Below are 17,128 nucleotides of genomic sequence, written 5' to 3'. Positions count from 1 at the left end.
ACCTCGGACTGGGGGACACTGGGCCCATGGCCGTTCCCCTGCGCCGACGCGCGGCCGTCGCCGACGGCGGCGTGCTGCGGACCTCGGTGTATCGCGAGTTCCCGCCGCCCCCGCCTGGCCTACGCCGATCACGCCCGCTGGCGATGCCTGACCGCCGCCGGGGTGGACCTCACCCGGTTGACCGCGTCGGGCCTCGGCCCGGTCAATCTCGAAACCACCGTCCGCTTCCGCCGCGAACTCACGGAACCGGCCGACCTCGTCGTGTCGTGCACCTTCTTGTGGGAGCCGGGGAGAAAGACGTGGCGTGTCACGCAAGAACTCAACACCGGCGAGGGCACGCTGATCGCCGAGGTCGAAAGCGTGTCAGGCCTGCTCGACCTGACTCGGCGACGCCTGGTCGACGACCCGGCCGAGCAGTGGCGTGTGAACGCCACCCACCCGGAACTGCTCGGCCTGCCCCCTCTCGGGGCCGATTGGCCGCGCGCCTGAGGTCCGCTCAAACCGACCGCCCGAGGTGGGCCATCAGCCGGGCGGTCGGGGTCGAGCCCTCGGTGACGGGTTGGGCGGGCCCGAACCCACCGGGGCGCCGCAGCCTGTCCTCCGGCACCGTTTCCACCAGCTCCCGGCAGAACGTCAGGAGGCTCTCGGGCAGCTCGACCAGCCGTCCTTGCGAACGGTGCAGGTCCCAGCTGTGCAGGACCAGGTCCGAAACGGGGTAGGTCAGCGCCCGGTGCAGCGGGACCTCGCCCTCCGGCGACACCCGTGGCGCGTCGAGGTCGGCGCCGGGCAGGGCACCCCGCAGCCGGGCGCCCAGCTCACGAAGCCGTGCGGCCGGGTCCTCGCAGACCCAGTCGAGCGGCTCGGAGCGGCCCCAGACCTCCCCGTCCTCGACGAGTGTCACGATCTTCGCCGCGCTCCCGGTGGCGTGACCCGCCAGCTCGCGCAGGCTCCAGTCGTCGAGGTTGGACGGCTGGTCCCAGCTCTCCGGCGAAGTCCGTTCCACGGCCTCGATGAGCAGGGCCACCGCTTCGGTGGCCATCGTGCCGATCCGTGTGGTCGCGTCAGTCATGACCGCATCGTAAGTCTCCCCACCGACAGTTTCCGTCGTGTCGTCTTGCGGCAGCACTGGCACAGCGCGGCGCACACTGGAGGCGCCGATGCCGGTGGCGTCCGCGACCGCGCAGCTGGTGGCGTCCGCGATCGGCGCCGGGCTCGTCGAGCAGGACTTCGCCGTGCTCATCGAAGAACAGGCCCGGCGCTCCGGGCTGGCCTTGAACCCTGAGGAGGCCGACGGCTTGGACGGGGGCACGGATGCCTGACGGCCGCCCGCTCCCGCACCCGGACACGGCGCGGTCGACTTCGAGGAACGGGTCCATTTCCCGAGGCTGCGCGAGTATCGGCTGGCACGGGCCCGCGCCTCCCTCGAAGCCGGCGAATGCGGCGCCTTCCTGCTGTTCGACTTCTACAACATCCGCTACACGACCCAGACCTGGATCGGCGGGGCGCTCGGCGACAGGATGACGCGGTACGCGCTGCTGACGCGGACCGGGAAACCGATGCTCTGGGACTTCGGATCGGCGGCGAAGCACCATCAGCTGTATTCGCCGTGGCTGGCGCCGGAGGACTGTGTCACCACACACTTTCATGGCGTTCGAAGTGGACTTCTCCGCAGTGGAGGCCGTCCTGGTCAAGCCGCTGACCTACCTGCCGTTCATCCTCCGTGCCGTCGTCGACGCCATCGCCGGGTTCCCCCACGTCAACGCCATTGTGGGGGACGACGAGCTGCTCGTGTACGGGGCCGTGCACCTGGGCGTCGCGGTGGACCTCGACGCGGACGGCCTGGTGGGTGCCGGTCGTGCGGGACGCCGGTGACAAGCGGCTCGGCGCACTCGGCCGCGAGGTCGCCGAGCTGGCACGCCGGGCGCGGTCGCGCGAACTCGGTGCCGACGACCTGGCGGGCGGCACGTTCACGATCAGCAATCCGGGCCCATACGGCACCCTGCTGACCGGGGCGATCATCAACCAGCCGCAGGTCGCGATCCCGGCCACCGACGCCGTGCGGCCCAGGCCCGTGGCGGTGAAACTGCCCGGCGGCGGCCACTGCGTCACCGTGCGCCCGGTCGGCAACCTCGCGCTCAGCTTCGACCACCGCGCGATCGACGCCATGTACGCGGTTCCTCCCGCGGGTCAAGGACATCCTCAAAAACCGCGACTGGGCCGCGGAACTGTAAGGCGGCCGGGCTGGTCCCTTCCGAGACCAGCCCGGTCATCGCTACCGGTACCGGAAGCGGATCCGGCCGCGGGTGAGGTCGTACGGGCTGAGCTCCACCAGCACCCGGTCAAACGGCAGGATCTTGATGTAGTTCTTCCGTATCTTCCCGCTGATGTGGGCGAGCACCTGGTGCCCGTTCTCGAGCTCCACCTTGAAGAGTGCGTTGCGCAGACACTCGACGACGGTGCCCTCGACTTCGATGGCTCCTGTTGTTTTCGACATGTTCTCGCATTTCTCTGATCGGTTCGGTCGTACGGTGTGGTGGTGAGGTGTCAGCGAAGCACCAGTTCCAGGTTGCTGCTCGCAGGCCGGGCACCGACGCCGTCGAACAGCGCCATGGCTGCCTTGTTGGCTTCGTTCACGTCGGCCGATGCCGTTTCGATTCCGGAGTGGTGCAGCGAACCCAGCACGTGGGTCAGCAGCGCCCGCGCGATCCCGCGGCGGTGGTGGCCTGCCCGGACCGCGATCAGCCCGATCCGCGGCTGCCGGACCACCGCGGCCAGCCGCACCAGTCCCACGTAGCGATCGGACTCTGCTGCCACGGCGTACTTCAGCGGGTCCACCAGGGTAGTCCCGGCTGGGCGGGGCAGCACCTCGGCAGGCATGGCCTGCCAGCCTACGGTGGACTCGACTTCGTCGCGAATCGCGCGGTCCAAGTCGCGCAGTGGGCCCTGAGCGGCTTCACCGACGGGCACTATCGTCACGCCCGGCGGCGGCCCCGAATGGAGCCCGGTGACCCGCGGGTCGGTGGGCACGAGGTACTCCCACTCACGGCGCCGGGTAGTGAAGCCGACCCGCTCCCACCCGGCCGTCAAGTCAAGGTCGGCGTCGTCGACCACCGTGTACAGCGGCTTCGGCAGGTGCGCCAGCATGGTTTCGGCGAGGTGGTTGAAGACCGCGTCGTGCCACGAGTCGATGCTGAGGAAGAGCCGCCCGTCGGGCCTGCGTGTGGCGTCGCCGCGGCCGACCACCTGGTCGTCCTCCAGCGCGTGCCATTGGTGTTGCGCGACCTGCGTGACCGCGACCGTGTGCTCTCTCATGCCTGAGGTGAAATGCACAGAATTCATCGTGTGTTGCCTTTCGGGAGTGCCTGGTTGTCGAGGCGCTCCCGGCGACACCTACGTCGATCGCCCGATCGTGACTACGAGGGGGAGCACCCATCGCGATACAGCGTTCATGGGTCTCACCTCCTGGTGTGATGTCACGGTCTCCCGCACAGTAGCAACCCGGACGTCCTCCCGCCCAACCCTTTTCCGGCGGGCCGTCAAGCCAGGCTGGTGCCGAATTCGGGTTCGGCTTTCACCCGCGGGCGCAGGAACAAACTCGCCGCGACCGCGGTCAGTGCGATGGCCGAGCCGATCCAGAACGTCGTGCTGAAGGCGGACCAGCTCGAATACGGCGTTCCGGGGAGCAAGTCGGCCGCCAGGATGCTGCCGCCGATCTGGCCGCCGAGGGCGCCACCGATGCTGCGCAGCACGTGGTTGAGGCCGCCGACGCTGGCGACCCGCTCCGGCGGCATGGCCGCGACGACGATGTTCATCGCCTCCGTCATCCCGAGCCCACCCAGCGTGGCGGAGACCACCTGCCCGCCGGCCAGCAGCAGCAACGCCACGGACGTGACGACGACCGAACCGGCGATGACCATCAAGGCACGGGGCTCGGTCAGTCTCTCCAGCCTGGTCACCATGGTCGCCGCCGTCGCGCCTAGCAACCCGCCGGGGATCAGGATCATCCCGGTCAGGCTGGGGGCCGCGCCGAGCCCGTAGCCGGTCGAGGCCGGGCTGGACACGATCATCGGGATGATCACCTCGCTTATCTCAGCGTCTCCGAAGGGCACGACCGGGACCTGACGCACCGGTTGCGTACACAATGGACGAACGTGCTGATCCTCAATCCCGGCACCGCGCCGAACCGCACGAGCATCGCCGACCTGTCACTCGTCGAAGACGGGACCGCGGACATGATCTCGTTCGGTGGCCTGTTCGTGGCGAACCCGGACCTCCCCCGGTGGCTGGAACTGGGCGGACCTTTCGCCGAACCGGACTCGTCGAAGTTCTACGGCGGCGGCGACAGCGGCTACGTCGACTACCCGCCGCTGCCGACCTGACGGCCGAGGTGCCCCGCCCGCTCGCCGCGGCGGTCAGCCGTTGTGCAGGAGGAAGAACAGGTAGCTCGGAAAGGTGTCGAGGATGGGGAAGTCATCGGGAAACACCTCGCTTGCGGCAGGCACGGGATGGGGTTCGCTGATGACGGAGATCCGGAAGCCGGCCGCGGTGAAGGCGTCGGTCATCGCGTGCAGCGGCCGGTTCCAGAAGCTCAGCCGAGCGGTCTGGCCGCCCATGGTCCATTCTTCGATCCGGTTGTCCGTCTCGAAATAGTCGGGCCTTGGCCCGGCCTGGCGCTGCAGAAGGTTGATCAAGAAGGGATGGTCGACCGAGACGATGAGCCGGCCGCCGGTCTTCAGCACCCGCCGCAGCTCGGTGAGCGTCGGTCCCCAGTCTTGCAGGTAGTGCAGCACCAGCGACGCGATGACGTCGTCGAACGCGTTGTCGGGATAGGGCAGCGGACCGGCCAGGTCGGCGACCCGCAGGTCTGCGTCGACACCGAGCCTTCGCCGGGCCTGCTCCAGCATTCCGGCGCTGCCGTCGAAGCCGCTCACGGTGGCACCTCCGTCGCGTAGCGCCGCGAACAGGGGGCCCGAACCGCAGCCGGCGTCGAGGATCCGCCTCCCGGTCACGTCCCCGGCAAGCGCCAGGGTCGCGGGCCGTTCGTAGTAGGCGTTCATGAGGCTGGTCTCGTTCTCGGCCGTATATCCCTCGGCCAAGCTGTCATAGTCGTTTGCCCGTGCCGGATGTGCGGGCAGCACGTGATTTTCTGGAACCGGAGTCATACGATCAATCATGGCACAGCTGCCCGCATCCCGGTGTTACGCCTGGTACTCGTCCGCAGCTTCGGCGTACTCGCTGAATTCCACGTTCGCCAGCGACAGATTGGCATCGATCGAGGCGATTTCGGAGGCTGGGGCACGCGTGCCGCCTGATTCTTCCTCATCGCCAAAATCGATGAAGAGCAGGCTGTGGTCTTGTGGCCGCTCCACCGACGCTGAGGTGAGCTCATCGGCAACAGCCAGGTACACGTACCCGGCATCATTCCGGGACCAGGCCGAGCAGCTCCTGCGCTGTCGCACCGTCATAGCCGGGATCATCCACGACCCGGACATCCGTGAGCAGACCCTCCGGAACGTACTTGCGGATCTTGTTGGCCCATACCGTGGCCCAGCGTATGCGTGGACATCTCACGTTTCACGAGTTCAGTGACCTTTGGACATCTTTCTGTACCTTACTTCTCGTTTGCGTCACGCGATGCTGGACGAACTCGACAGCCGGGACCTCAACGGCTGGAGTCGCAAAGGGACCACGACCGGTGGACCGTGTCTAACTCGGTTCACCGGGCTGCCGCTCGAAGTCACCGTCTCCATCACTGACACGAACGACAGGAGACGCACTCTTACTCGGTCCGGGGTGGGTCGTGTGCGGTATTGCGGATGGGTCTTCGCTCCGGATCCAGCCACGCAGGTGGGATCCATTTGATGATTCCGTTGCGCAGCAGCATATCCCAGCCGCCATGGTGGAGTAGGTGGTGATGTCTCTCGCAGGCGAGTCCGAGATTGACGATGTCCGTCGGGCCTCCGACACCGCCGGGATCACTCCAATACACAATGTGGTGTGGCGTGGACCATTTCGGGCCTCGTGAACACCCCGGACCGGTACACCCACGATCCCGGATGATCAATGCCCGCCGTTGCGCCGGGGTTGCCGTCCGAACCGCCCGACCCAGGTCGAGGACTTCGCTGGCGCCGTTCAGTACCGCCGGTACGGCTTTCGCGTCGCAGCACATCCGCCGCAATTGACTCACACTCATGGCGCCGTATCCGTCGAGCATGACTATGCCTGCGCGGCGTTCCAACTCTTCCAGTCCGATCGTCACCGTGACGACCGCCCGTTCACCAGCCTTGACCGGCAAATCCGGAGAGCGGGCGGCGAGGTCGAAGATCGCCGCCAACGCATCACCCTGGCGCTGCGCCGCCGTCCGCGGATCCCGGTTACCGAACACATCAACCGGATCAGGCTTCGCCAACGGAATCAACATGTCCTCCGCGAAATGACCAGCCTCAGGATCAAACTCACCCGAGTACTTCATCCGCCCATCCCGCGTGAACGAGTAGCGAAACTCGCGGTGGGGACGGGACAGGTCCCGCTCACGATCCTCCGGCTTCTTGTCCAGCACGTCCCAGTAGCCCAGCGCCCGCCGACCGACTTTACGAACGGTGGCGGGGATCGCTTGTTGCGACAACTCGACCAGGGTGGCCTCGTGCGCCGCGACCTCCTCCACCGACACTGAGTCCGGAGCCTGCGAGAGGACGTGTTCGATTTCGTGGGCGTGTTCCCGGTTGATCTCCCCGGACTCCAACGCCTTCCGCATCAACGGAAGAACAGCAGAAGCCTGAGCAACACGAGCGGAGGCTTCCCTCTTCGACACCCGCAACGACAGTGCCAGCATCGTCGCCGTGTCACGAAAACCCTTCTCCACACACAAACCGCGCTTGTCGATGTCGCCGACGAGATCCAGCATCCGCGCATACACACGACACAAATCCCGCTCGACAGCAAGAAGCCCAGCAGCCAGCTCCCCATCGGAAAGCTGCCACACCGGCACCACCTCATCAACACTCACACCCTCACTCTACCCGAACATTTGTTCGAATCATCACCCGTTCAGGTACGACCGACCACCTTTTTTGAAGCCAGAAACCCCTACAAGACAACAAAAAGCGAAGGTCCCTGAAGGCCACCATGACGGCGTTTAACGCCGTCATGGTGGCCTTCAGGGACCTTCGTAATCGTGCAAGTCGGGATCAGGCGGACCACGTCGCGGCACTTTCGTCCTATGTGGATATAGGGTGGACCTGGGTGACCCTTCGCTTAGGATAGATCCCGTTCGACAGCCGGAAGTCCGGCGGTCAGCTCCCCGTCGGAAAACAGGATCCAGTATGGACCTGGGCGGATACCCCGCAAGGTTTCCGCCCAGGTGACCAGCTGTCGCTGGAGCTCGGTGATGCTCTTCGGTCAGCTGTGGGACACGGTCAGCCCGTAGAAAGCGACTCGTGCGCCGTTTGTTGTGCTGTCCGAGGACGACTGGTTGTAGGACCCGGCCTTGAAGTACTGATTGTACTGATTGAACGAGGAGGGGATGCTATAGTGGGTGGTGGTGCCATTTACCGTGAGGTCGATGGTGTTGCCGCCGGAGATGCCGATCGTGTAGGTCCAGGTTTTCCCGAGCGACACGTGGCCGACCGGGTGTGAAGTCTGGCCCCCGGTGGGGGAGTCCTCCGTGCCGAGCACGATGTCGCCGTTGGCGCGGTAGTACAGTTCGAGCAGCGGTTTCGTCGACGTGCCGCCGGTGCCCAGGTGGACCTGGCCGACGCAAACGTTGGACGTCACCGATACCACGCGCAGTGTCGCGCTCAGCTTGTGTGAACCGCTTAACGACCAGTTGGCCGCGGAGCCGCTCCGGTTCATTTCGCGCAGCTCGGATCGGGCGTAATTGGAATTGGGAGTGGTGACCCCTTTTTCCGGCGCCCAGAAGGTCATCGCGCCGTCGCGGGTGTCGGTGTAGAAATATGAGTCCTGGAATCCGTTCGGGCCTTGCAGTCGCGATGACGAGATCGTCGTCGGAGACCCCGGCGATCCCACCGGCTCCTGTAGCTGCCAGGTCGCGAGGTCGAAGTTGCCTCCCGGTGCCACCGACGGATCGGCGAGTGGCGCGTAGGCGGATTCGCTGACATGGGACTGGAAATGTGCTGGGACGGTGCCGGAGCTGGGGACTGCCCCGGCGGAAACCGCGGTCCCACCGAGCAAGGCGGGAATCGCGAGAAAGGTGAACATGGCACGCCTGTGCATGGTGTCGTCCTTTCGCGGTGGGGAAGCGAACGAAGCGGGGGTGAGGACTCTCGCATCATTTGTTCACATACGTAAAAAAATGATGCGGAAGCGTCGAGCGATAACGCAGGAGGTTAAGATCTGTATTGCTTTCTGTCAAGGTTTGTTCACGGTCAGTGGGACAGCGGGGCCGTGTCGAGCATCGTCCATTCGCTCGCGGTGGCCGGGGACTCCGCCTTCCACGACGCCCCCCCCGGTGGTCTGCCGCGCCGATTTCGCCGGTGGCATAACTGATTCCCGGGACGCCATCGCGGACCTACCATGGCGGTATGCACTCACCGATCACGGGCACGGCCGCAGGCGTGCCGTTCACCGCCTTGCCGCCGGTCGGCGAAGGCTCCGCGCAGCTGATCGTCACCTGGCACATGCTGGACGCGCCGAGGTCGGACGCCGCGTTCGCGGCCGCGGTGCCGATGAACGACCTGCCCGCGTGGCGGGTGCACCTCGGCATGCCGATGTGCGGGGCCCGCATGGTCGACGGCAGGATGGACGCAGGCCTGGAGTTGATGCGCAAGGACGTCCTGATGTCCTTTCTGCACCCGTTCGTCGACCAGGCGACCGAGGAGTTCCCGGCCGCGCTGGCGTCGATCCGTGCCCAGCTGCCGGTCGATGACGGCCCGATCGGCGTGCTCGGCGGGTCGCTGGGCGGGGCCGTCGCGCTGCGGGTCCTTGCCGACACCGAGATTCCGGTCTTCGCCGGCGCTGTCGTGAACGGCGCCATCCGGATGCGGTCCGTCGTCGACCTGTTCCCCGGCGAGTACCCGTATGACGCCGAGTCCGGGAAAGCCGCCGACAGCCTGAACTTCCTCGCCAAAACGGACGCCATCGCCGGTCGCGCGCCGCTGCTGGTCGTCAGCGGCGAGCTGGATCACCCGGGGCTGCGTGCCGACGCGTTGCAGCTCGTCGACGCGTTGGGGGACCGGGCCGAACTGCTGTCGATCCCCGGGCTGGCGCATCCGCTCGCCGACGAGCCCGGCATCGAGCCCGCGCCGCAGCTGCCACTGGCCCGCGAGGTGGACGCGGGCCTGACCACGTGGTTCCGACGTCACCTGGCGGAGGCAGACTGAGGAGCCGATCAAGGAGCCGATCACACAGCCGATCACGCAACCGGTGGCCGCCGCCCGGCCCACGGGGCAGCGCGTTCGAGCTGGCGGCGAGACGGATCAGCATGTCTTCCCGGTTGTGGGCCGCGGCGAGCTGAACACCGATCGGCAGGCCCTCGGCGTTCCAGTGCAAAGGCAGCACCTCTCGCGACACCGGCGACCAGCTCTTCCGGAGTTTTGCCGTCCGGGGCCAGTTCACCGAGCCTGGCGGGGGGCGCGGGCGAGGTCGGGGTCAGCAGGATGTCCAGCTCGTCCTCCCCCAGCGCGGCAACGCCACGAGCCCACCGCTGTGAGGCGTTGATCCGGTCGACCACTGGACCGCGGTGACCGATCGGCCCACCTCGGCGAGCATCGCGTTCATCGGTTCGAGCGCCGAGTAGGGCAGTTCCTCACCCCGGCGTTGTGACCAGGTGTCGAGCTCCCACGTGACCGCGGCGGTGAGCAGAGCCGGCATGGAGTCGGACAGACCGGGCGCGTCCAGCGCGGTCGCCGCGGCCGGCTCGACGTGGTGACCGAGGGACTCCAGCAGGCGAGCGGTGTTCTCGCCGAAGTGGCCCGGTCGCATTCCTTGCGGCCGGGCCACTTCCTTGGCAGAACGGGGAAAGCTCAGCCGATGCTGTTGAGGCTGATCACGCGCGAGAGCCAGTTGGCGCTTTGTTTGGGGGTGCGCCGCTGGGTTTGGTAGTCGACGTGGATGAGGCCGAAGCGTTTGGCGTAGCCCTCGGCCCACTCGAAGTTGTCGAGTAGCGACCAGTAGAAGTAGCCCCGCAGGTCGACGCCCGCCGCGATCGCGTCGTGTGCGGCGCGCAGGTGCGAGTCCAGGAAAGCGATCCGGTCGTGGTCGTTGACTTCGCCTTGCTCGCTCAGGACGTCGGGGTAGGACGCGCCGTTTTCGGTGATGTAGAGCGGCACGCCCGGATAGTCGCGGTGGATCTGGAGCAGTGTGGTGGTGAGCCCGTCCGGCTGGACCTGCCAGCCGGAGTCGGTGCGCGGTAGCCGGTTGTCGGAGACGAAGGCCAGGTTCCGCGCGCCGATCCATTCCGGACCGCCGGGCTCGGTGCCTGGGCGTGGGGTGCCGGTGACCTCGTAGCCGCGGTAGTAGTTGATGCCGAGCAGGTCGATCGGGGCCGCGATGGCCGCGAGGTCGCCGTCTCGCACGACGTGGTCGAGTCCGAACGGCTCCAGGTCGTCGGCGATGTCCTCGGGGTAGGTCCCGTTCAGAAGTGGGTCGAGGAACAGGCGGTTCTGCAGGCCGTCCACGCGCCGGGCGGCGTCGGCGTCGGCCGCCGACGACGGGTCCGACGCCACTACCGGGTAGAGGTTGAGCGTGATCCCGGCTGGAGTGTCCGGCGCGTGCCGCCGGATGACGTCCATCGCCAATCCGTGTCCGAGCATCAGGTGGTGCGCGGCCGCGACGGCTGCTTCCGGGTCCGTGCGCCCGGGTGCGTGGAGGCCGTTGGCATAGCCGAGCATCGCCGCGCACCAGGGTTCGTTCAACGTGGTCCAGGCCGCGACCCGATCTCCGAGGCGCGAGGCGATGGTCTCGGCGTACTCGGCGAATCGGTACGCCGTCGAGCGTTCGGCCCAGCCTCCCTTGTCCTCCAGCGCTTGCGGCAGGTCCCAGTGATACAGCGTCGCCCACGGCTCGATTCCCGCGTCGAGCAACCGGTCGACGAGCCGGTCGTAGAACTCGATGCCCAGCGCGTTGGGCGCACCGGCGTCCGGGCGCACCCGGGGCCACGCGATGGAGAACCGGTACGCGCCCAGCCCAAGTTCGCGCATCAGGCCGATGTCGGACTCGTAGCGGCGGTAGTGGTCGGCGGCGGGGTCGCCGGTGTCACCGTTGACGACCGCGCCCGGGGTGGCGGCGAACCTGTCCCAGATGGACTCCGACCGGCCGTCCGCGGCGGTGGCCCCCTCGACCTGGAAGGCGGCGGTGGCGGCTCCCCAGACGAAGCCGGGCGGGAAGGAGATCGCGCCGCCCGGCTTCGTCTCGGTGCTCGCTTCGTTGGGCTGCAAAGACATGGTCACCCTTTCACGGCGCCTTGCATGATCCCGGCCACGATCTGGCGGCCGAGGAGGAGGAAGACGATGAGGATCGGGATGGTCGCCAGGGTGGTCCCGGCGAGCACCAGCGAGTAGTCGACGTAGTAGCCGCTCTGGAGCTTTTCCAGGGCGAGCTGGATGGTCGGGTTGCCCGCGTCGAGCACGACCAGCGGCCAGAGGAAGTCGTTCCAGGAGGTCATGAACGTGAACATGGCGAGGATCGCCGCGGCCGGGCGGACCGCGGGCAGGCAGACACTCCAGAAGATCCGGATCATGCTGCAGCCGTCCATCCTGGCCGCCTCAATGAGTTCGTACGGCAGAGCGTCCACTGTGTACTGACGCATCCAGAACACCCCGAACGCGGTGACGAGGTTCGGCACGATGACCGACTGGAGCCCGCCCGCCCAGCCCAGTTCGGACATCGCCATGAACAGCGGGATGATGCCGAGCTGGGTGGGCACGGCGAGGGTGACGATGATGAACACGAACAGGCCGTTGCGGCCGCGGAAGCGCAGTTTGGCGAAGGCGAATCCCGCCAGCGAGGAGAACAGCACAGTGGTCAGGGTGACCGTGCTCGCCACGATGAGACTGTTGCCGAGTGCCTTCCAGAACGCGACGGCGTCGAACACCCTGGCCGCGTTGGCGAAGAAGTTGCCGCCGGGCAACAGGGGCGGGACCTGGTCGGTGAGCATGCCGCTGTCGCGGCTGGCGACCAGGAACGACCAGTAGAAGGGAAAGAGCGAACCGAGGACGAAGGCGATCAGCACGCCGTAGACGACGGCGTTGGGACGGCCGAGCTTGCTCACGCTCCTGGCACGGCCGAGTAGCTGGGGGAGTGTCACCATCACTTGCCCCCGTTCCCGGTGAGCCGCCGCGTGATCAGGAAGTTCGCCAGCGCGATGACGAGGATCAGCAGGAACAGCACCCACGCGATGGCGGAGGCGTAACCGAGGTTGAAGTTTTCGAAGGCGGACTGGAACATGTAGAGGGTCACCGTCTGGAACTGGTTGGTGGAGCCACCGTTGTTGGAGCCGGGCATGGCGTCGAACAGCTTGGGCTCGGTGAAGATCTGCAGTCCGCCGATCGTCGAGGTGATCACCACGAAGACCAGCGTCGGCCGCAGCAGGGGCAGGGTGACGCTGAAGAAGCGCCGGACGGCGCCGGCGCCGTCGACCAGCGCGGCTTCGTTGAGCTCTTTCGGGATGGCTTGCATGGCGGCGAGCACGATGAGCGCGTTGTACCCCGTCCAGCGCCAGTTGACCATGAGCGCGATCGCGACATGGCTGGACAGCCGGTCGGCCTGCCAGTCGACCCGGTCCAGCCCCAGCAGCTCGAACAGGCCGTTGACCAGTCCGTACTTGGGTCCGAACAGGTTCGCGAAGATGATGCCGATCGCGACCAGGCTGGCGGCGTAGGGCAGCAGGACGCCGACCCGCCAGCCGGTCGGGCCACGCAGCTTCATGTTGAGCAGCGCCGCGAGCAGCACCGCGATGACGATCTGCGGCCCGCTGGAGAGCACGAAGATGCTGAGCGTGTTGGCCAGCGACTTCCAGAACTGCGCGTCGTGCAGCAGCTCGACGTAGTTGTCGAAGCCGATGAACCCGGGGTCGTCGGCGCCGATCTTCCAGTCGTACAGCGAAACGTACGCGGTGTAGAGCAAGGGGAAGAGCCCGACCAGGCCGAACAGCAGGAAGAACGGCGCCACGTAGAGGTATGGGGAGTATTTGACGTCCCAACGGGACAGCCGGTGGCGGAAGCTGGGCCGGGCGGGCGCCGGAGTCCGGTGTGCGCCGCCGGGCGCGGTTTCCGGCGCGGTCTTCTCGACCACGGTCATACGGGGTCCTTTTCGTCGGGTCGGCCAGTGGAAACCGGACCCGCCAGGCGACTCGGGGCGAGCCTGGCGGGTCCGGCGGCTAGCGGGTGATCTTCTTGGCGCCGTCGACGACCTGGGTCCAGCCGTCCGCGGCGGACTTGCCCTGCTCGACGGCCTGGAGCGCCGGACTGGTGACGTTCTCCTGGATCTGACCGTCACCCGGGCCCTTGTACTGCGGTTTGGTGACCTTCTTGGCCTGCTCGGCGAACAGCTCGCCGATCTTGGTGTCACCGAAGTAGTTGTCGGTCTTGGTCAGCAGCGTGGGGTCGGTCAGCGCCTTGGTCTGGCTCGGGAAGTTGCCCTTCGCCTGGAAAGCCTTGATCTGCTGTTCGGGGGCGGTGAGCCAGGCCGCGAGCTCGGCGGCCTCCTTCGGGTGCTTGCTCTGCGTCGGCACCGTCAGGTACGAGCCGCCCCAGTTCCCGCCGCCGCCGGGGAAGGCCGCGGTGACGGCCCACTTGCCCGCGTTCTCCGGACCGGCCTGCTCCTTGATCACGCCGAGCATCCAAGCGGGACAGACCTTGGTGGCGAAAGCACCCTGTTTGAACCCGCTGTTCCACTCGTTGCTGAACGCGGTGAGCTTGGCGGACTCGCCCTTGGCCACCGCCGCGGTCACCTTGTCCCAGGCGGACCTGATGCCCTGGTTGGATTCGATGGTCAGCTTGTCGTCGGTGCCGAGGTAGCCGACGTCGAGCTGGTTGACCATGGCGTTGAAGTTCTGCGCGGCCGAGTCGAACCACGCCTTGCCGCCGGACTTGCCGACGAACTGGGCACCGGTGTCGAAATAGCTGTCCCAGGTCGCGAACAACGGCTTGACGGCCCCGGGGTCGGTGGGCAGGCCCGCCGCGGCGAACATGTCCTTGCGGTAGCACATCGCGAGCGGGCCGATATCGGTGCCGTAGCCGATGACCTTGCCGTTCTTGTCCTTGCCCGCGTCGTACTTCCAGCTCAGCCAGCGGTCCGGGCCCGCGTCGGCCGGGCCGATCTTGCTCAGGTCGTTGAACTTCGACGACTTGTCCAGGATGTCGGACAGGTGGCCCTCCTCCACCGCGGCGACATCGGCGAGGCCCGAGCCCGCCGCGAGTTTGGTGATCAGGTCTTGGTGGTACGGGCCGCCCTGGCCGGTCTTGCGCTGGGTGATCTTGATGTTCGGATGGGCTGCCTCGTATTCCGGGATCAGTGCCTCGTAGCCGAACTCGGTGAAGGTGGCCAACGTCAGTTCCACCTTTTCCCCGGGCGCGGCCGGGGTCGACGGATCTCCGCCCCCGCAAGCGGTGGCTAACGCCGCCGTCGCGGCCACCGTGGCGGCCAGGATCATGCCTCTTTGCATTCTTCGCACGTCGAAACCCCTTGCTGGTGGGTGTGGCTGCGCCCGGAAAAGGATCAATATTGGGAGCGCTCCCAGAACGCAGACGAGTGTGTCCCCCAGCACTTGCCGGTGTCAAGGTGCCGTTGCCGGGACGTGACGTCGTGGGAGCGCTCCCGGCGTCGGCCGGGGTAGTACTACGATGAGCTTCGGCAGGGATCGATTTCGGTGAAGGGCGACGACGTGGTGATCGTGCGACCGGGTGGCGACGGGCGGCCGACGCTGGAGGATGTCGCGGCTTTCGCGGGGGTGTCGCGCTCGACGGCTTCCCGTGCGTTGAACGATGACGCGTATGTCAGCACGCGGGCGAAGGAGAAGGTGCTCGCCGCGGCGAAGGATCTCGGTTACTTCCCGAACCAGGCCGCGCGTTCGCTGGTGACCCGGCGGACGGGTGCGGTGGCGTTGGTGCTGTCCGAGCCGGAGGCCCGGCTGCTGGATGATCCGTACCGGACGTCGGTGATGCGTGCGGGCTATCGCGAGCTGGCCGAGGTGGGCAGTCAGATGGTGCTGTTGTTCGTGGACGGTCATGAGGACCTGACCAGGGCGATGCGCTTTCTGGAAGGTGGGCATGTGGACGGCGCGCTGGTGTTCGCCCCGCATCGGGCCGACCCGCTGCCCAAGGCGTTGCGTTTGCTGCGGCTGCCGGTCGTGTTCGGCGGGCAGGCGGGCAATCTCCGCCGGGGTGTGCACGTGGTGGACTTCGACAACGAGGGTGGTGCGCGGCTGGCGGTGGAGCACTTGGTCGCGGCCGGGCGTACCCGCATCGCCACCATCGCCGGTCCGCAGGACCAGACGGCGGCCGTGCAGCGGCTCGCGGGCTGGCGTGCCACGGTGCTGGGGGCCGGGCTCGATCCCGCGGATCTGTCGGAGGAGGCGGACTTCACCCTCGACGGCGGCCGGGACGCGATGGACCGGCTGCTCGCACGCAGGTCCGACCTCGACGCGGTGTTCGTCGCGAGCGACATGATGGCCGCCGGGGCCTTGCGCACGCTGACCGGGGCGGGGCGCTCGATCCCGGGTGACGTGGCTGTGATCAGTTTCGACGACCACGCCACCTTGGCGCCCGCGATGAACCCGCCGCTGACGTCGATCCATCAGGAGCCCGGTGCGCAGGTGCGGCAGATGGTGACGACGCTGATGAGCCTGCTCGCCGGGGCGGACATCAAACCGCGCAGCCACGTACTGCCGGTCACGATGACCGTGCGCGAGTCCGCCTGACCGCCCTGATCACTTACCGGTGGCTTCTTCAGCCGAAAGTCAGGGTCGTGGCTCAAGACGGCTGGAACAGATCGTCGGGCGCGTCGAAGGATCTTTCGTAGCCGATCTGGATTCCGGTCGCACCACGATCGACCACTCGCCGCCGTACCTGCACGACCTCCCGCTGTTCGCGATGATCCCGGCGCTGCGGGCGGACATCGCGCCCCTCCCGGATGATCTGCTGCCCCGTTTCTTCCATTGGGAGTGGTAGACGTTCATGCAGTTCTTCGTGGGACCACGGAACTCGCTGACCCCACTGCACTTCGACGATGACCGTTTCCGGTGCGTGCAGCTGGGACGTCAATCCGTCCGTGCGGCCCGGCCGGAACGGCGACGTCCTGGCCGAGTATTGGACGTTCCGTTGCGCCCGGCCCGACGGCGCCGTTCTCCAGGAAGCTGAAATAGAGCTCAGGCGAGGCGAGGAGAAGCCCGTCAGCTGCGGCTGAAAGCAACGGCCCGCGCGCCGGTTTCGGCGAGGAGGATGTCGTCGCCTGGTGACCACGGAGGCTGGTGGCGCTCGCCTGGGTGCGGTGCGCGGGGCGGCGGTCGGCCAGGCTAGTTTGCTCGGGTGAGTCTCCTTGATGATGTGGCCGAGCGCGATGGCGGCCGGTGCTGGGTGTGCGACGAACCGGTCGACCCCGGCATGTCGGTGAACGACCCGCGGGGGCCCAGCGTCGACAGCCGGACCGCCGACCGGAAGGCCAAGGTCGCCGAGCGGCTCGCGCACCACGGGTGCAACACCCGCAAGGGCGCGGTCAAGGTGGTCATCGCCTGGCCGGACACTCTTTACGTGGTCGAACCCGCGCCGCTGATCACCGTTGCCGGGAGGCTGGAGCGCAAGGGGGGCCGGGAGATGGTGGCCCGTTGCCCGACCAAGCAGGACGCCCAATCGGCGGCTGATTGGCTGGTGGACCGGTTCTCCCGACTGGTGCCAGGACTGCCGGTGACCGCCACCATCGAGCCGGGCGGCGGCCAGTTCCTCGTCATCCTGGCCACCGGCCGCCGCTGACCGGGGATCAGGCGGCGTCCTCGCGCCCGGCTCGGCCCAAGCCCGCTCGACGGTGACATGTCGCGCGCAAAATCGACAAGGGCAAGCAGGGCAAGGGAAAGCGGGCGGTGCTCACCACTGAGGTGGTGGAGGGCGGTCCCGCTCGCACTCGGGTCTGTACGAGCGGGACCTCGAAGAACCGGGCCGGGCCCGACCAAGCTCCTCTT

22 protein-coding genes and 1 pseudogene are annotated in these 17,128 nt (G+C 67.3%); 10 read left to right on the top strand and 13 right to left on the bottom strand.

Translation table 11 applies throughout. The annotated features are described in order from the left end of the window. Positions 1–18: 18 nt before the first annotated feature. On the top strand, positions 19–489 hold the full coding sequence (locus QMK34_RS02700; RefSeq protein WP_442785088.1) for a thioesterase family protein: 471 nt from the start codon (positions 19–21) through the stop codon (positions 487–489). 7 nt (positions 490–496) lie between these two features. Here QMK34_RS02700 and QMK34_RS02695 read toward each other — a convergent pair whose 3' ends face one another. Next, entirely contained in the window at positions 497–1,069 is a 573-nt protein-coding gene (locus QMK34_RS02695) for a TIGR03086 family metal-binding protein (RefSeq protein ID WP_326411012.1), read from the bottom strand. Positions 1,070–1,157: 88 nt separating this feature from the next. On the opposite strand from QMK34_RS02695, the gene QMK34_RS02690 reads away from it, so the two are divergent. The 3 genes and pseudogenes from QMK34_RS02690 to QMK34_RS47660 form a co-directional block, all read left to right on the top strand. After that, a complete protein-coding gene (locus tag QMK34_RS02690; RefSeq protein WP_326411010.1) occupies positions 1,158–1,319 on the top strand; it encodes a hypothetical protein in 162 nt (53 codons plus the stop codon). Between the two features lie 325 nt (positions 1,320–1,644). Next, positions 1,645–1,872: a 2-oxo acid dehydrogenase subunit E2 gene (locus tag QMK34_RS02685; RefSeq protein WP_326411008.1), complete on the top strand. Its 228-nt coding sequence runs from the start codon at positions 1,645–1,647 to the stop codon at positions 1,870–1,872. Continuing rightward, a pseudogene (locus QMK34_RS47660) lies at positions 1,847–2,113 on the top strand (2-oxo acid dehydrogenase subunit E2); the annotation flags it as partial. The gene QMK34_RS02685 and the pseudogene QMK34_RS47660, both read left to right, overlap by 26 nt. A 159-nt stretch (positions 2,114–2,272) precedes the next feature. Here QMK34_RS47660 and infA read toward each other — a convergent pair. The 3 genes from infA to QMK34_RS02670 all read right to left on the bottom strand — a co-directional run bounded on the left by infA (position 2,273) and on the right by QMK34_RS02670 (position 4,109). After that, on the bottom strand, positions 2,273–2,494 hold the full coding sequence (gene infA / locus QMK34_RS02680) for a translation initiation factor IF-1 (RefSeq protein ID WP_326411006.1): 222 nt from the start codon (positions 2,492–2,494) through the stop codon (positions 2,273–2,275). A 50-nt stretch (positions 2,495–2,544) separates the two neighbouring features. Then, positions 2,545–3,312 (bottom strand): GNAT family N-acetyltransferase, encoded by a 768-nt coding sequence (locus QMK34_RS02675; protein ID WP_326411004.1) that lies wholly within the window; start codon positions 3,310–3,312, stop codon positions 2,545–2,547. Between the two features lie 224 nt (positions 3,313–3,536). Next, positions 3,537–4,109: a hypothetical protein gene (locus tag QMK34_RS02670; RefSeq protein ID WP_326411002.1), complete on the bottom strand. Its 573-nt coding sequence runs from the start codon at positions 4,107–4,109 to the stop codon at positions 3,537–3,539. Positions 4,110–4,151: 42 nt separating this feature from the next. Here QMK34_RS02670 and QMK34_RS02665 point away from each other — a divergent pair, with 42 nt between their 5' ends. Continuing rightward, entirely contained in the window at positions 4,152–4,379 is a 228-nt protein-coding gene (locus tag QMK34_RS02665) for a hypothetical protein (protein ID WP_326411000.1), read from the top strand. Between the two features lie 33 nt (positions 4,380–4,412). Here the strand turns inward: QMK34_RS02665 and QMK34_RS02660 are convergent, their stop codons facing one another. The 4 genes from QMK34_RS02660 to QMK34_RS02645 form a co-directional block, all read right to left on the bottom strand. Continuing rightward, complete coding sequence (locus QMK34_RS02660) at positions 4,413–5,162, bottom strand: class I SAM-dependent methyltransferase (protein ID WP_326410998.1); 750 nt, start codon at positions 5,160–5,162, stop codon at positions 4,413–4,415. A gap of 36 nt (positions 5,163–5,198) precedes the next feature. Next, the gene (locus tag QMK34_RS02655) at positions 5,199–5,465 is read right to left on the bottom strand and encodes a DUF6924 domain-containing protein (RefSeq protein WP_326410996.1); all 267 of its coding nucleotides are present in this window, start codon (positions 5,463–5,465) and stop codon (positions 5,199–5,201) included. Between the two features lie 314 nt (positions 5,466–5,779). After that, positions 5,780–7,006 carry an HNH endonuclease signature motif containing protein gene (locus tag QMK34_RS02650; protein ID WP_326410995.1) on the bottom strand — a complete coding sequence of 409 codons (1,227 nt, stop codon included), beginning with the start codon at positions 7,004–7,006 and terminating at the stop codon, positions 5,780–5,782. Between the two features lie 392 nt (positions 7,007–7,398). Continuing rightward, positions 7,399–8,232, bottom strand: a complete 834-nt coding sequence (locus QMK34_RS02645; RefSeq protein WP_326410993.1) for a polysaccharide lyase family 7 protein — start codon at positions 8,230–8,232, stop codon at positions 7,399–7,401. 308 nt (positions 8,233–8,540) lie between these two features. On the opposite strand from QMK34_RS02645, the gene QMK34_RS02640 reads away from it, so the two are divergent. After that, positions 8,541–9,338 (top strand): alpha/beta hydrolase family protein, encoded by a 798-nt coding sequence (locus QMK34_RS02640; protein WP_326410991.1) that lies wholly within the window; start codon positions 8,541–8,543, stop codon positions 9,336–9,338. 268 nt (positions 9,339–9,606) lie between these two features. On the opposite strand, the gene QMK34_RS02635 is transcribed toward QMK34_RS02640, so the two are convergent. The 5 genes from QMK34_RS02635 to QMK34_RS02615 form a co-directional block, all read right to left on the bottom strand. Further along, positions 9,607–9,939 (bottom strand): hypothetical protein, encoded by a 333-nt coding sequence (locus QMK34_RS02635; protein WP_326410988.1) that lies wholly within the window; start codon positions 9,937–9,939, stop codon positions 9,607–9,609. A 41-nt stretch (positions 9,940–9,980) separates the two neighbouring features. Continuing rightward, positions 9,981–11,399, bottom strand: coding sequence for a GH1 family beta-glucosidase (locus QMK34_RS02630; protein ID WP_326410986.1), 1,419 nt, complete (start codon positions 11,397–11,399; stop codon positions 9,981–9,983). Between the two features lie 2 nt (positions 11,400–11,401). Continuing rightward, the gene (locus tag QMK34_RS02625; protein ID WP_326410984.1) at positions 11,402–12,265 is read right to left on the bottom strand and encodes a carbohydrate ABC transporter permease; all 864 of its coding nucleotides are present in this window, start codon (positions 12,263–12,265) and stop codon (positions 11,402–11,404) included. Next, positions 12,265–13,254 (bottom strand): carbohydrate ABC transporter permease, encoded by a 990-nt coding sequence (locus QMK34_RS02620; protein ID WP_326410982.1) that lies wholly within the window; start codon positions 13,252–13,254, stop codon positions 12,265–12,267. Before QMK34_RS02620 ends, QMK34_RS02625 begins: the two co-directional genes overlap by 1 nt. A gap of 79 nt (positions 13,255–13,333) precedes the next feature. After that, positions 13,334–14,620 (bottom strand): ABC transporter substrate-binding protein, encoded by a 1,287-nt coding sequence (locus QMK34_RS02615; protein WP_442785082.1) that lies wholly within the window; start codon positions 14,618–14,620, stop codon positions 13,334–13,336. A gap of 225 nt (positions 14,621–14,845) precedes the next feature. On the opposite strand from QMK34_RS02615, the gene QMK34_RS02610 reads away from it, so the two are divergent. The 4 genes from QMK34_RS02610 (at position 14,846) to QMK34_RS02595 (ending at position 16,922) form a co-directional block, all read left to right on the top strand. Further along, complete coding sequence (locus QMK34_RS02610; protein WP_326411070.1) at positions 14,846–15,874, top strand: LacI family DNA-binding transcriptional regulator; 1,029 nt, start codon at positions 14,846–14,848, stop codon at positions 15,872–15,874. A 19-nt stretch (positions 15,875–15,893) separates the two neighbouring features. Further along, the gene (locus QMK34_RS02605) at positions 15,894–16,124 is read left to right on the top strand and encodes a hypothetical protein (RefSeq protein ID WP_326410978.1); all 231 of its coding nucleotides are present in this window, start codon (positions 15,894–15,896) and stop codon (positions 16,122–16,124) included. A gap of 58 nt (positions 16,125–16,182) precedes the next feature. After that, positions 16,183–16,359, top strand: a complete 177-nt coding sequence (locus QMK34_RS02600; protein WP_326410975.1) for a hypothetical protein — start codon at positions 16,183–16,185, stop codon at positions 16,357–16,359. 122 nt (positions 16,360–16,481) lie between these two features. Beyond that, positions 16,482–16,922, top strand: a complete 441-nt coding sequence (locus QMK34_RS02595; RefSeq protein WP_326410973.1) for a hypothetical protein — start codon at positions 16,482–16,484, stop codon at positions 16,920–16,922. The last annotated feature ends 206 nt before the right edge of the window (positions 16,923–17,128 follow it).

This window comes from Amycolatopsis sp. H20-H5 (assembly GCF_035828755.1).
Classification (GTDB): domain Bacteria; phylum Actinomycetota; class Actinomycetes; order Mycobacteriales; family Pseudonocardiaceae; genus Amycolatopsis.
This window is presented reverse-complemented; position numbering and strand designations above follow the sequence as displayed.

Excerpts from the sequence above, each read along its gene's own strand:
- QMK34_RS02695 (WP_326411012.1), bottom strand. The coding sequence starts at position 1,069 with ATGACTGACGCGACCACACGGATCGGCACGATGGCCACCGAAGCGGTG.
- QMK34_RS02690 (WP_326411010.1), top strand. The coding sequence starts at position 1,158 with ATGCCGGTGGCGTCCGCGACCGCGCAGCTGGTGGCGTCCGCGATCGGC.
- QMK34_RS02685 (WP_326411008.1), top strand. The coding sequence starts at position 1,645 with ATGGCGTTCGAAGTGGACTTCTCCGCAGTGGAGGCCGTCCTGGTCAAG.
- infA (WP_326411006.1), bottom strand. The coding sequence starts at position 2,494 with ATGTCGAAAACAACAGGAGCCATCGAAGTCGAGGGCACCGTCGTCGAG.
- QMK34_RS02675 (WP_326411004.1), bottom strand. The coding sequence starts at position 3,312 with ATGAGAGAGCACACGGTCGCGGTCACGCAGGTCGCGCAACACCAATGG.
- QMK34_RS02660 (WP_326410998.1), bottom strand. The coding sequence starts at position 5,162 with ATGACTCCGGTTCCAGAAAATCACGTGCTGCCCGCACATCCGGCACGG.
- QMK34_RS02655 (WP_326410996.1), bottom strand. The coding sequence starts at position 5,465 with ATGACGGTGCGACAGCGCAGGAGCTGCTCGGCCTGGTCCCGGAATGAT.
- QMK34_RS02645 (WP_326410993.1), bottom strand. The coding sequence starts at position 8,232 with ATGCACAGGCGTGCCATGTTCACCTTTCTCGCGATTCCCGCCTTGCTC.
- QMK34_RS02640 (WP_326410991.1), top strand. The coding sequence starts at position 8,541 with ATGCACTCACCGATCACGGGCACGGCCGCAGGCGTGCCGTTCACCGCC.
- QMK34_RS02635 (WP_326410988.1), bottom strand. The coding sequence starts at position 9,939 with ATGCGACCGGGCCACTTCGGCGAGAACACCGCTCGCCTGCTGGAGTCC.
- QMK34_RS02630 (WP_326410986.1), bottom strand. The coding sequence starts at position 11,399 with ATGTCTTTGCAGCCCAACGAAGCGAGCACCGAGACGAAGCCGGGCGGC.
- QMK34_RS02625 (WP_326410984.1), bottom strand. The coding sequence starts at position 12,265 with ATGGTGACACTCCCCCAGCTACTCGGCCGTGCCAGGAGCGTGAGCAAG.
- QMK34_RS02620 (WP_326410982.1), bottom strand. The coding sequence starts at position 13,254 with ATGACCGTGGTCGAGAAGACCGCGCCGGAAACCGCGCCCGGCGGCGCA.
- QMK34_RS02615 (WP_442785082.1), bottom strand. The coding sequence starts at position 14,620 with ATGCAAAGAGGCATGATCCTGGCCGCCACGGTGGCCGCGACGGCGGCG.
- QMK34_RS02600 (WP_326410975.1), top strand. The coding sequence starts at position 16,183 with ATGACCGTTTCCGGTGCGTGCAGCTGGGACGTCAATCCGTCCGTGCGG.